Source organism: Streptosporangium sp. NBC_01639 (assembly GCF_045209755.1).
In the GTDB taxonomy this organism is placed as follows: Bacteria; Actinomycetota; Actinomycetes; order Streptosporangiales; family Streptosporangiaceae; genus Streptosporangium.
The window spans coordinates 5,288,549-5,300,242 of the sequence record NZ_CP109272.1; the positions used below are offsets into that span (position 1 = coordinate 5,288,549).

Here is an 11,694-nt window from a genome sequence, read left to right on the forward strand (position 1 = left end):
CGGCGTTTCGTAACTTATGTGACAATTCGTCCCATGCCAGCACCCTTTCCCGATGATCCCCGGACCGCTTCACCGGCCGTTCCGCCGTCCGCGGGAGGGAGCGTGCTGTTCCGTCCCACGACGGAGGCCGATCTCGACCGGGTGGTCGCCTGTACGGTCGACGAACCCATCAGCTGGATTCCCGCCGACCGTTATCTCGCGGAGTTGGCCGAGCGGATGTACCGGCCGGAGTGGACCTGGATCGCCGAGGACGGTGACCGGGTGGTGGCCCGCGCGCTGTGGTGGGGCCAGTCGGGCAGCGAGCATCCGGTGGCGCTGGACTGCCTGTACGTCGACGCGTCGGTCTCCGACCAGGTCGCCGTGGCCGCCGGGCTGCTCACCGCGGGCCTGCGGGCCTTCCGTGCGCAGGGCGCGCGCACGCCTCCGCTGTACAACCTGACGCTGTCCAACGGCTGGCGCGCCGACGCGGCGGTGTCGGCGGCCCTGGCCTGGCGGCGTCAGGCCGCGCTGGCGGCCGGGCTGACCGAAGAGGTGGAGCGGCTGCGCTTCGAGTGGACGCCCGACCTCGGCGTGCCGGCCTCCTCCGGCCGGCTCACTTTCACCGAGGCGTCGGATGAGGCGTTCCTTCAGGTGTTCCGCCGGATCGCCGAAGGCAGTCTGGACGCCGAGACCCGCAGGAACCTCGCGGTGAAGGGCGCCGAGGCCACGGCCCGCCACGAGATGGACTTCTATCTCGGCTGTCCCGGCAAGCGCGAGTGGTGGCGGATCGCGCACACCTCCGATGGGGCGGTCGCGGGGCTCGCGATCCCGTCGGCGACGCCGTACAGTCCCAACGTCGGCTACCTCGGCGTGGTTTCGGAGCTGCGCGGCCGCGGCCACGTCGACGACCTGCTCGCCGAGATCACCCGCATCCACGCCGGGAACGACGCGGAGCTGATCACGGCCACCACCGACATGGCCAACGCGCCGATGGCGGCGGCCTTCGCGCGGGCCGGCTACCGCAACACCCAGGTACGGATGCTGTTCTCGGAGCCGTCCGGCTGACGACCCGCGGCGGGCTCGGCCGCCTGGGGAGCGCGGGAAGCCATCCCGCCCGCCCCCGGAAGCCGCACTCCCGCTGCCGTACGGCACCGCGCGGCGCCGTACGGCAGGCGGGGTTCAGCCCACGGTGGCCTCGTCGTCCTCCGGCACCAGGGCTCCGCTGAACTGCGCGGAGTACAGCCGGTGGTAGGCGCCCCGGGCGGCGAGCAGCTCGTCGTGGGTGCCGTGCTCGACGATGCTGCCTGCCTCCATCACCAGGATGAGGTCCGCGTCGCGGATGGTGGACAGCCGGTGGGCGATGACGAAGCTGGTGCGGTCGGTCCGCAGCGCGGCCATCGCGTGCTGCACCAGGACCTCGGTCCGGGTGTCGACCGAGCTGGTGGCCTCGTCGAGGATGAGCAGGGACGGGTTGGCGAGGAAGGCACGGGCGATGGTCAGCAGCTGCTTCTCCCCGGCGCTGACGTTGCCGCCCTCGTCGTCGATCACGGTGTCGTAGCCGTCGGGCAGGGTGCGGACGAACCGGTCGACGTGGGTGGCCCGTGCGGCGGCCTGGATCTGCTCCTCGGTGGCCTGCGGGTTGCCGTAGGCGATGTTCTCGCGGATGGTGCCGCCGAACAGCCAGGTGTCCTGGAGCACCATGCCGATGTGCGAGCGCAGGTCCTTGCGGCTCATCGCGGTGATGTCGACGCCGTCGAGGGTGATCCGGCCGGCGTCCAGCTCGTAGAAGCGCATGATCAGGTTGACCAGGGTGGTCTTCCCCGCGCCGGTCGGGCCGACGATGGCGATCGTGTGCCCGGGGTCGGCCACCAGCGACAGGTCCTCGATGAGGGGCTGCTCGGGGGTGTAGCTGAAGGAGACGTGCTCGAACTCGACGCGTCCCCGCCGGGCGGTGGGCAGCACCGGGTCGGCGGGATCGGGGTCCTGCTCGGTGGCGTCCAGCAGCTCGAAGACCCGTTCGGCCGACGCCACCCCCGACTGCAGCAGGTTGGCCATCGAGGCGACCTGCGTCAGCGGCTGGGTGAACTGCCGGGAGTACTGGATGAACGCCTGGACGTCACCCAGGCTCATCGACCCGGTGGCGACCCGCAGGCCGCCGACGACGGCGATGGCGACGTAGTTGAGGTTCCCGATGAACATCATCGTCGGCATGATGATCCCGGAGATGAACTGGGCGCCGAAGCTGGCCTTGAACAGCTCCTCGTTCCGGTCCTGGAAGACCTTCTCGACCTCCGGCTGCCGTCCGAACACCTTCACCAGCTCGTGGCCGGTGAAGGCCTCCTCGATGTGGGCGTTCAGGGCGCCGGTGCCGGCCCACTGCGCGACGAACAGCTTCTGCGAGCGTTTCGCGACCTGCCCGGTGACGACCATCGACAGCGGGATGGTCACCAGGGCGATCAGGGCGAGCAGCGGCGAGATCACGAACATCATCGCCAGCACGCCGATCACGGTCAGCAGCGAGGTCAGCAGCTGGCTCATCGTCTGCTGAAGGGTCTGCGAGACGTTGTCGATGTCGTTGGTGACCCGGCTGAGCAGCTCGCCACGGGGCTGGCCGTCGAAGAACCGCAGGGGGAGCCGGTTCAGCTTGTCCTCGACGTCCGACCGGAGCCGGAAGACGGTCTGCTGCACCACGTCGTTGAGCAGGTAGCCCTGCAGCCAGCTGAAGACCGACGCCGCGACGTAGAGTCCCAGGACCCACAGCAGGATGGTGCCCAGCGCGGCGAAGTCGATCCCCTGGCCGGGGACGACGTCCATCCGCGCGAGCAGCGCGGCGAAGTTGTCGTTGCCCGCCGCGCGGGCGGCCGCGACCGCCTGCTCGGTGGTCGTCCCGGCGGGCAGCTGCCTGCCGATCACGCCGCTGAAGATCAGGTCCGTCGCCCGGCCGAGGATCTTCGGCCCGATGACGGCGAGTACCACGCTGATCACGGCGAGGCCGATCACCACGACAAGCTTCGTGCGCTGGGGACTCAGCCGCCGCAGCAGCCGTCTCGTGGACGGTCCGAAGTTCATCGACTTCTCCGCGGGCATCCCGGCTCCCGCCATGGGACCCCGTCCGAAGCCCCTGCCGCCCGCGGGCGGTCGCGGTTGTGCGGTGGTCACGGGCCGCTCGCTCATGCCGCACTCTCCACGGTCATCTGGGACTCGACGATCTCGAGGTATGTCGGGCAGGAATCCAGCAGTTCGTCATGGGTGCCCCTGCCGACGATCACGCCGTCGTCCAGGACGATGATCTGGTCGGCGTCGGCGACGGTGGAGATCCGCTGGCCGACGATGACGACGGCGGCCTGGGCGGTGTGCGGGCGCAGGGCGGCGCGCAGCCGGGCGTCGGTGGTCAGGTCGAGCGCCGAGAAGGAGTCGTCGAACAGGTAGATCTCGGGCTTGCTGACCAGCGCCCGGGCGATCGAGAGGCGTTGCCGCTGCCCACCGGACACGTTCGTGCCGCCCTGGGCGATGGGAGCGTTCAGGCCCTCGGGCATGGCCTCGACGAAGTCGCGGGCCTGGGCGACGTCCAGCGCCTCCCACAGCTCCTCGTCGGTGGCGTCCGGGTTGCCGTAGCGCAGGTTGCCGGCGACGGTGCCGGTGAACAGGTACGGCTTCTGCGGCACCAGGCCGATGCGGGTCCAGAGCATCTGGGGATCGAGGTCGCGGACGTCGACGCCGTCGACCGACACGGTGCCGGAGGTGGCGTCGAACAGCCGGGGCACCAGGGAGACCAGCGTCGTCTTGCCCGACCCGGTGCTGCCGATGATCGCGGTGGTCTGCCCCGCGACGGCACGGAAGGAGATGCCGGACAGCACCGGTGCCGCCGCACCCGGATAGCGGAACTCGACGTCGCGCAGCTCCAGTTCGGCGTGGGCGCGCACCTGCCGTACGGGATCGTCGGGCGGGCGCACCGACGACTCCGTGTCCAGCACCTCGCCGATGCGCTCGGCGCAGACCGCGGCGCGCGGGATCATCATCGAGATGAAGGTGGCCATCATCATCGAGGTCAGGATCTGCATCAGATACATGAGGAAGGCGGTGAGGGCGCCGATCCGCATGTCGCCGCTGTCGATTCGGCCGGCGCCGAACCAGAGTACGGCGATGCTGGAGGCGTTCAAGATCAGCATCACGACGGGGAAGATGAGCGAGGTCAGCCGCCCGACGCGGAGCGCCGTCGCGGTCAGCGCGTCGTTCGCCCCGGCGAACCGGGTGGTCTCCTCGCGTTCGCGGCTGAAGGCGCGCACGACGCGGATCCCGGAGAGCTGTTCGCGCAGCACCTGGTTGACCGTGTCGATCCGGGTCTGCATGGCACGGAACTGCGGGACCATCCGGGAGATGATCAGGCCGATGGAGATCAGCAGGGCTGGGACGCAGACCAGCATGAGCCAGGACAGGCCGACGTCCTCGCGCAGCGCCATGATGATGCCGCCGACGCACATGATCGGCGCGGCGACCAGCATCGTGCAGGTCATCACCACGAGCATCTGGACCTGCTGCACGTCGTTGGTGCTGCGGGTGATCAGTGAGGGCGCCCCGAACTGGGCGACCTCCCTGGCGGAGAAACCGCCCACCTGGTGGAAGACGGCGGCACGGACGTCCCGGCCGAACCCCATCGCCGCGCGGGAGCCGTAGTAGACCGCCGTGATGGAGCAGGCGATCTGCACGAGGGAGACGGCCAGCATCCAGCCGCCGGTGGTCAGGATGTAGCCGGTGTCGCCGGTGGCGACGCCCTGGTCGATGATGTCGGCGTTCAGGCTGGGCAGGTACAGCGAGGCCATGGTGCCGACCAGTTGCAGCGCCACCACGGCGGTCAGCGCCGAGGAGTAGGGCCGTAGATAGGTGCGGAGCAGGCGGCTCAGCATGGGGGTTCTCCCTCTGACGCGCCGGGGTGGGGCGCGTCGTTTCCGGGGCGCAGGCGGATTCCGTCCAACAGGGTGGAGACGATCTCCTCGGGGGGCAGCGGATCCTCCTCGACGAGCCGGGGGTGGCAGCCGGCGACGGTTAGTAGGTGCAGGCGGCGCGCGGTCTCGTAGGGCTCGCATCGCAGCAGGTCGTGGTCGGGCCGGAGCAGCCCGGCGATCGCCTGCCGGATCATGGCGGTCTGGTCGGCCCGGGCCTTCCGGTGGCGGCCGGTCTCCACGGGTTTCTTCATCCCCAGCGCGTCCAACAGCCGGAAGATACGTGCCGTATGGCGCTGCAGGATCTTGACGACCGCCACCAGCCGGTCCTCCAGCGGAGCGTCGCGGTCGACGGCCGTCAGCTCCGCGAGGAGCTGGGTGGCGTCGAAGGCGCTGGTCACGGCCGCGCCCACGAGCTCGTCCTTGGTGGCGAAGACTCTGAAGATCGTCCCCTCTGCCACGCCGGCCGCCTGTGCGATCTGCCGGGTGCTCACGTCGGTGCCGTGGGCGAGGACCAGCGACAGGGTGGAGGCGATGAGCGCGGCCCGCCGTTCGTCGGGCGGAAGGGGTGACGCACGCGGGGAGGTGGAGATCACGCGGATCACCTTATATGAGTGAGTGAGTCCTCACTCACTCATATAAGGAGGCATGACCCGCCGTCGGAGCCGGAGGTCTCCGGGCAGCGCGGTGAGGCCGGACCGCCTGTCATAACCGCTACCCGGCTTGACCTGCGCGGTCGTTAGAACAGTGCGGGCCCGGGGCATGATCGCCGCAGGGACAGAGGCCGCAGGGACAAGGGGAGGTGCCTCCATGGCGCTCATCGACCGGGCGTGCGTCCGGAGGCTGCTGGAATCGCCGGATCCGGACGCCGCCCTGGTGTTCGTCCGCGGCGAGTGCCTGATCCTGAGGGGCGAGGAGATCGACGACGATCACCGGCCGCTCGTCGTCGCACGCCGCCAGGAGCTGGTGGACTTCGTCACCGGCGGCCCGGTCACCGACCAGCAGCTCGACCTGCTGGTGGACCGGCTCGACAACGTCGCCCGGGATCTGGGGGACTGAGGGCCGCCTCTCACCCGGGCTCGTGGAACTTCTGGACGCGGGCGTCGTAACGGGCGCGGGTCGCCTCGATCTCGTCGACGTGCTTCTCGGCCCAGGAGATGAAGGCGCCGGCGGTGTCGAGCAGCGTGCTCCCCAGGGGGGTGAGCGCGTACTCGACGTGGGGAGGCATGACCGGATACATGGTCCGGGAGACGATGCCGTCGCGCTCCAGCCCGCGCAGGGTGACGGTCAGCATGCGCTGGCTGATGCCGTCGATGTCGCGCCTGAGCTCGGTGAACCGCTTGGTGCGGTCGCTGAGCTGTGAGATCACATGCAGCGACCACTTGTCCCCGATGCGGTCCAGGACCTCGCGGGCGCGGCAGTTCGCCGGGGTGTGCTCGAAGGGGGCCCTGACGTCCATGGTTCTCTCCAGGTAACCGAATGAGGTGAAAGTGCCTTCTTGTGCTCTTCGGAGAAGGATCCCCAGGATAAGGGTGGTTCCTCTTCAGAACCAGTTGATGAAGGGGAACCGACTTACCTTACGTAACCAAAGGAGACACGATGACGGCCAGTGTTGTCGAGGTTCCCGGCTATGTCGCCGGGACGTGGAGCATCGATCCGATCCACTCCGAGGTGAGCTTCGTCGTCAGGCACCTCATGATCACTAAGGTGTACGGGCGGTTCGGCGCGTTCGAGGGCCGGATCGTCACCGCGGCGGACCCGCTGGAGTCCCGCGTGACCGCGACCGTCGACCTGGCCTCGGTCGACACCGGCAACGCGCAGCGGGACGAACACCTGCGCGCCGCCGACTTCTTCGAGACCGATACGTACCCGACCATGACCTACACCTCCGGCGGCATCCGCCCCGACGGTGACGGCTTCCTGCTCGACGGCGAGCTCACCCTCAAGGGGGTGACCCGTCCGGTCCCGCTGAAGCTGGAGGTCAACGGGTTCGGTCCCGACCCCTACGCCGCCGATCCCTTCGCCGGTGCCCGTGCCGGGTTCACGGCCACCGGCGAGATCAACCGCATGGACTTCGGCGTCACCTACAACGGCCCCATCCCCGGAGGCGGCATGGCCCTGAGTGAGAAGGTCCAGATCGTCATCGAGATCCAGGCGGTCCTCCAGGACCGCGCCGCCTCGTAGCAGCGCCGGATCATTCCTGCGAGCGGGAACGCCGGCCGCGCCGGCTCGTGGCGGCGCCGGATCACCCCTGCGAGCGGGAACGCCATCCGGCCAGAAGCTCGGCCTCCCGGTCGGGGCTGAGCGTGGTGTCCGTCGAGAAGCCGGCCTCGGATGCGTGGATCTCCCGCACCGACCGGCCCAGCGGGCGCGGAGAGAGCCCGGCCGCGGTGGCGGCGGCCGGGTCCGCGGTGTTGGCTGCCGCCCCCGCGTCCCCCGCCGACCAGAGCGGCAGCGACCGGCCGTCCTCGCCCGCGGCAAGCAGGAAGTCCGTCCCCACCCAGGTCAGCGTGGTTCCGGGCGGCCCGACCTCGGCCACGATCGCCTCCAGCATGTCACCGAAGGAGAACGGCGGGGCCGGGCTGACCGCGTGGAAGGTCCCCGAGGCCGCCTTCTCGATCATGGCGATGATCCAGGTGGCCATGTCGCGTCCGTCGATCACCTGGATCGGGGCCGAGGGGTCGCCCGGAGCCAGGACCTCACCGCCGCGGGCGATCCGGTTCACCCAGTAGGTGAACCGGCCGGTGTAGTCGTACGGGCCGATCACATAGGTCGGCCGTACGATCAGCGTCTCCAGTCCGAAGGAGTCCACCGCGGTGCGCTCGCAGGCCACCTTCAGCGCCCCGTAGGTCTCGCCGGTGACCGTCTCCGGGACCGGCCCGTCGAACTCGGTCAGCGGTGAGTCCTCGGTGAAGCCCGGTGCCTCGGGGACGGCGTAGACCGACGTGCTGGAGACGAAGACGTACTGACCCGTGGAGACCGCTCCCGCGAGTGAGACGATCTGCGAGGGGACGTAGGCGCTGACGTCGATCGTCGCGTCCCACCGCCGGTCCCGCAGGATCGACAGGTCCGCGTTGCGGTCGGCCCGCAGGTGCTCCGCCTCGGGGAACAGGTCCGGCCCCGTCTGCCCCCGGTGCAGCAGGGAGATCTCGTGCCCGGCAGCGATCGCCGCTTCGGTGATGTGCCGCCCGACGAACCTGGTGCCACCGATGATCAGAATATGCATGGCTGTCATTTTCCCATATAAGGGATGACCGGATCAGCTCCGGTTCTCAGCTTGTAATGCCGTTCTGTACGGGTTTGCGGCCATCTTTTCGCCGTGAAAGGCGACACCAGGTACTTTTGAAGGTGTTCTTTCACCGTGCGCCCTACTGTCTAACTGTCTGAGATCCGTCCCCGCCCTGCTCGGATCGGACCCCTCCCCCGATCGAAGTGGAGACGCGATGAGCACCACGGCCACCGCAGTGGAGCCGTTCGCCCATCCTGCGCTCTTCTACCGAGGGATCGAGGACTATCTCGACGGCACCGTGCCGTTCATCCGTGCGGGCCTGGTGGCGGGTGAGCCGGTCGCGGTGGCCGTGCCCACACCGAAGTTGGCGCCGCTCCGGGCCGCGCTCGGCGAGGCGGCGGCCGAGGTGCGGTTCGTCGACATGACGGAGGCCGGCCGCAACCCGGGACGCATCATCCCCTCCGTCCTGTGCGCCTTCGCCGACCTCCACCCCGTCGGCCGGGTCCGCATCATCGGCGAGCCGATCTGGCCCGGCAGGTCGGCGACGGAGTACCCCGCGTGCCTCCAGCACGAGGCGCTGATCAACCTCGCGTTCTCCGGCCGGGCCGTCACCATCCTGTGCCCCTACGACCTCGACGGGCTCGACCCCTCGGTCATCAAGGACGCCCGGATGACCCATCCCGTCATCGTGGACGGCTCCGACTCGCGCGCCAGCGGCGACTACGCGCCCGAACGCGTCATCCGTGACTGCAACCGTTCGCTGCCCGACCCCGAGCACGCCGTCGTGCACTACTTCGGCGGCCCGGTGGACCCGTTCCTCCTGGCGCACGTGCGCGAGTTCGTCGTCGAAAACGCCTCCCGCATGGGGATCTTCGGGGAGCGCCTCGAAGATCTGCGGCTGATCGCCAGCGAGCTGGCGGCCAACAGCCTCGACTACGGGGGCGGTTCGGGGACCGTCCGCATCTGGTCCGAGGATGGGCAGGTGGTCATGGACATCAGCGACGCCGGTCACATCGCCGACCCCCTCGCCGGGCGCAGACCGGTCGACCCCCGCCAACGAGGCTCCCGCGGCCTGCTCGTCACCAACCTTCTCAGCGACCTCGTCCGCATCCACACCGGCCAGAACGGAACCACCGTGCGCGTGTACTTCACCGTCCCGGCCACCCCGGCCGGCTGATGAAGCCCGTGCCGGTGCTCACGTCACCGGCCTCGTCCGAGCCTTGTACGGGCCATCCGGAAGGAAGACCATCCTGAGCCCAGGAGACAACCGTCGCCTGCTGCCCGCCAGCGGGACGAACGTTCTGGAGACGACCACCGGGGTCACGCCGCTTCCCATGAGGCCTGACGCCGATCCGGCGCGGGCACGCACGGCCACGGCCGCGGACCGCACATTCGACGGGCTCATGGAGTTCCTGCCCGCGGACCGGGTGCTCGCCGTCTCCGCGGCGACCCGGGCCATGCTCGACGTGATGCCCGGATCGGCGAGCTGGTCGGTGCCGGTCCGCGACGCGTCGGGCGCGATCGTCGACTTCCGCATCCAGGCCGTGAGCCCGGAGGCCGAGGACATCCACGGCCGGCGCGGCGAGGAGCTGATCGGCCTGCGGGTCCGGCTGAGCTATCCCTCGGTGATGGACACGCAGCTCTGGCAGACCCACCTGCGCGTGATGGAGACCGGCCTGGCCGAGCGGTTCGGCCATTACGAGCACATCGAGGTCGCCGACGGGGTTCCGCACCGTTCGACCTATGTCATGCGCGTCGCCCGGTTCGACGGCGGCCTGCTCGTCAGCTGGGAGCGCGCGGACATCGGGCAGCGACTGGAGGCGAGCCTCGCCCGGACCGAGCACCTGGGCAACCTCGGCTGGGGGAGCTGGAACCTGCTCACCGGAGAGATCACCTGGTCGCCGCAGGTCTACCGCATCCACGGGCGGGAGCCGGCCGACGGCCCGCTCACCGCCGAGGAGTACACCGCACTCGTCCACGGCGACGACCACCCCGTGCTCCAACGGGCGGTGGAGGCGTGGGCGCACAGTACCGATCCCCACGAGCTGGAGGTCCGGATCGAGGTCGAGGGCGCCCTCCGCCACATCCGGATCTCGGCCGAGGCGGTCCATGACGCGTCGGGCCGGCCGCTGGAGATCCACGGCGTCGCACAGGACGTCACCGCCTGGCGCCTGGCGGCCGACGAGCTGGCCGGCGTCAGCCGGCGGCTGGACGAGGAGAACCGGCTCACGGCCCACCTGCAGAAAATCATCATGCCGGCCCAGGCGGAGCCCTCCACCCTGCCCGGGCTGCGGGTGGCCGGGCGGTACCAGCCCGCCGAGACGGCGGGCTACCTGGGCGGCGACTGGTATCAGGCGATCGCCCTGGACGACGGTGACGTGCTGCTCGCCGTCGGCGACGTGGCCGGGACCGGTCTGGCCGCCGCCTCCGCCATGGTGAAGCTCCGCCACACGATCACCGGCCTGGCCTTCGCCCGCCACGACCCGGCGGAGATCCTCACCGTGCTGAACCGCCTGCTGTGCAGGCTGCGGCCCGACGTGCTGGCCACCGCGCTCGTGGCCCGCTACCACCCGGCCGACCGCACCCTGCGCTGGACCCACGCCGGCCACCCCCCGATGCTCCTGGCCCGGGGCTCCCATGTGGAACGGCTGCTGCACCCGGGCGTCCTGCTCGGCGTCTTCGAGGACGCGAGCTACACCTGCGGCACCCTACGGCTGCGCCCCGACGACCTCCTGGTGATGTTCACCGACGGGCTCATCGAGAAGCGCGGCCGTGACCTCTACGAGGGCCTCGACCTCATGAGCGACGCCGTGGCCGATGCGCTCCGGCCCATCTCCCCGGCGTCCCCCGATCGGCTGTCCGCGGTGATGGAGGCCATGGTGCCGATCAACGCGGCCGACGACACCTGCGTCCTGATCGCCCAGGTCACCGGGAACGGCGAGCTCATGGCACACCCCGGCCGGAACGGCTGATCTCCGGCTCCCTCCCGGACCGGAGAGCGGGAGGGCGGCCGGGTCACTGCCGGCGGATGCCGTTGATCAGCCGGATCAGCTCGGCGCGCAGGGTCTCGGGGTCGTCCACCCGGTCGGAGATGATCCGTTCGGCGGAGTCGCCCGCCATAAGGGCGTCGCAGGTGGTCTCCCCCCGAGGGGTGCGGGTCACCATCACGCGGCGCCGGTCCGCGGGGTCGCGCCGGCGGGTGATGTGGCCGTCGCGTTCGAGCCGGTCGAGCACCGGGCGGATCGTCTGCTCCTCGACGTAGGCGCGGGCCGCGATCTGCCGCTGGGTCTGGGGGCCGTCATCGAGCACGTTCAGGGCGAGGAAACCCGCGTGGGTGAGACCGTGTTCGGCGAGCACGGCGTTCCACTCGCGCTCCACCAGGCGCGCGGCCACGAGGAGGAGACGGCCGGTCGGCCAGGACGCGTGATCGTCCATCAGACTCCGTTCGCCGGTGCTCCGTTGAAAACCTGAGGGTCACGCTATCCGAATGATGCTAAGGGAACTTAGTATTCGGCGCGGAGCAGGAGCGAGGGCGACGGCGGCCGG

11 protein-coding genes are annotated in these 11,694 nt (G+C 70.0%); 5 read left to right on the top strand and 6 right to left on the bottom strand.

Translation table 11 applies throughout. The features are described 5' to 3' along the window. The first annotated feature begins 102 nt into the window (after positions 1 to 102). Complete coding sequence (locus OHA77_RS24210; RefSeq protein ID WP_406311780.1) at positions 103 to 1,044, top strand: GNAT family N-acetyltransferase; 942 nt, start codon at positions 103 to 105, stop codon at positions 1,042 to 1,044. A 114-nt stretch (positions 1,045 to 1,158) separates the two neighbouring features. On the opposite strand, the gene OHA77_RS24215 is transcribed toward OHA77_RS24210, so the two are convergent. Genes OHA77_RS24215 through OHA77_RS24225 form a run of 3 tightly spaced genes read right to left on the bottom strand, consistent with a single transcriptional unit; the run spans position 1,159 to position 5,515 of the window. Further along, positions 1,159 to 3,153 carry an ABC transporter ATP-binding protein gene (locus OHA77_RS24215; RefSeq protein ID WP_406311781.1) on the bottom strand — a complete coding sequence of 665 codons (1,995 nt, stop codon included), beginning with the start codon at positions 3,151 to 3,153 and terminating at the stop codon, positions 1,159 to 1,161. Beyond that, the gene (locus tag OHA77_RS24220) at positions 3,150 to 4,883 is read right to left on the bottom strand and encodes an ABC transporter ATP-binding protein (RefSeq protein ID WP_406311782.1); all 1,734 of its coding nucleotides are present in this window, start codon (positions 4,881 to 4,883) and stop codon (positions 3,150 to 3,152) included. Before OHA77_RS24220 ends, OHA77_RS24215 begins: the two co-directional genes overlap by 4 nt. Further along, positions 4,877 to 5,515: a TetR/AcrR family transcriptional regulator gene (locus tag OHA77_RS24225; protein WP_406311783.1), complete on the bottom strand. Its 639-nt coding sequence runs from the start codon at positions 5,513 to 5,515 to the stop codon at positions 4,877 to 4,879. Before OHA77_RS24225 ends, OHA77_RS24220 begins: the two co-directional genes overlap by 7 nt. Before the next feature lie 214 nt (positions 5,516 to 5,729). On the opposite strand from OHA77_RS24225, the gene OHA77_RS24230 reads away from it, so the two are divergent. Beyond that, entirely contained in the window at positions 5,730 to 5,978 is a 249-nt protein-coding gene (locus OHA77_RS24230; protein WP_326825935.1) for a hypothetical protein, read from the top strand. 10 nt (positions 5,979 to 5,988) lie between these two features. On the opposite strand, the gene OHA77_RS24235 is transcribed toward OHA77_RS24230, so the two are convergent. Next, positions 5,989 to 6,378, bottom strand: a complete 390-nt coding sequence (locus OHA77_RS24235; protein WP_326825934.1) for a helix-turn-helix domain-containing protein — start codon at positions 6,376 to 6,378, stop codon at positions 5,989 to 5,991. 140 nt (positions 6,379 to 6,518) lie between these two features. Here OHA77_RS24235 and OHA77_RS24240 point away from each other — a divergent pair, with 140 nt between their 5' ends. After that, positions 6,519 to 7,103: a YceI family protein gene (locus OHA77_RS24240; RefSeq protein ID WP_406311784.1), complete on the top strand. Its 585-nt coding sequence runs from the start codon at positions 6,519 to 6,521 to the stop codon at positions 7,101 to 7,103. Positions 7,104 to 7,164: 61 nt separating this feature from the next. Here the strand turns inward: OHA77_RS24240 and OHA77_RS24245 are convergent, their stop codons facing one another. Continuing rightward, positions 7,165 to 8,145, bottom strand: coding sequence for an NAD-dependent epimerase/dehydratase family protein (locus OHA77_RS24245; protein ID WP_406311785.1), 981 nt, complete (start codon positions 8,143 to 8,145; stop codon positions 7,165 to 7,167). Between the two features lie 217 nt (positions 8,146 to 8,362). Between OHA77_RS24245 and OHA77_RS24250 the strand changes: the two genes are divergently transcribed. Both OHA77_RS24250 and OHA77_RS24255 read left to right on the top strand, forming a co-directional pair. Continuing rightward, complete coding sequence (locus OHA77_RS24250; RefSeq protein WP_406311786.1) at positions 8,363 to 9,325, top strand: anti-sigma factor RsbA family regulatory protein; 963 nt, start codon at positions 8,363 to 8,365, stop codon at positions 9,323 to 9,325. 157 nt (positions 9,326 to 9,482) lie between these two features. Beyond that, the gene (locus OHA77_RS24255; protein ID WP_406311787.1) at positions 9,483 to 11,120 is read left to right on the top strand and encodes a PP2C family protein-serine/threonine phosphatase; all 1,638 of its coding nucleotides are present in this window, start codon (positions 9,483 to 9,485) and stop codon (positions 11,118 to 11,120) included. Positions 11,121 to 11,163: 43 nt separating this feature from the next. Here OHA77_RS24255 and OHA77_RS24260 read toward each other — a convergent pair whose 3' ends face one another. After that, positions 11,164 to 11,583, bottom strand: a complete 420-nt coding sequence (locus OHA77_RS24260; RefSeq protein WP_326825929.1) for a MarR family transcriptional regulator — start codon at positions 11,581 to 11,583, stop codon at positions 11,164 to 11,166. Positions 11,584 to 11,694 lie beyond the last annotated feature (111 nt).

Excerpts from the sequence above, each read along its gene's own strand:
- OHA77_RS24240 (WP_406311784.1), top strand. The coding sequence starts at position 6,519 with ATGACGGCCAGTGTTGTCGAGGTTCCCGGCTATGTCGCCGGGACGTGG.
- OHA77_RS24215 (WP_406311781.1), bottom strand. The coding sequence starts at position 3,153 with ATGAGCGAGCGGCCCGTGACCACCGCACAACCGCGACCGCCCGCGGGC.
- OHA77_RS24235 (WP_326825934.1), bottom strand. The coding sequence starts at position 6,378 with ATGGACGTCAGGGCCCCCTTCGAGCACACCCCGGCGAACTGCCGCGCC.
- OHA77_RS24220 (WP_406311782.1), bottom strand. The coding sequence starts at position 4,883 with ATGCTGAGCCGCCTGCTCCGCACCTATCTACGGCCCTACTCCTCGGCG.
- OHA77_RS24260 (WP_326825929.1), bottom strand. The coding sequence starts at position 11,583 with ATGGACGATCACGCGTCCTGGCCGACCGGCCGTCTCCTCCTCGTGGCC.
- OHA77_RS24250 (WP_406311786.1), top strand. The coding sequence starts at position 8,363 with ATGAGCACCACGGCCACCGCAGTGGAGCCGTTCGCCCATCCTGCGCTC.
- OHA77_RS24230 (WP_326825935.1), top strand. The coding sequence starts at position 5,730 with ATGGCGCTCATCGACCGGGCGTGCGTCCGGAGGCTGCTGGAATCGCCG.
- OHA77_RS24245 (WP_406311785.1), bottom strand. The coding sequence starts at position 8,145 with ATGCATATTCTGATCATCGGTGGCACCAGGTTCGTCGGGCGGCACATC.
- OHA77_RS24255 (WP_406311787.1), top strand. The coding sequence starts at position 9,483 with ATGAGGCCTGACGCCGATCCGGCGCGGGCACGCACGGCCACGGCCGCG.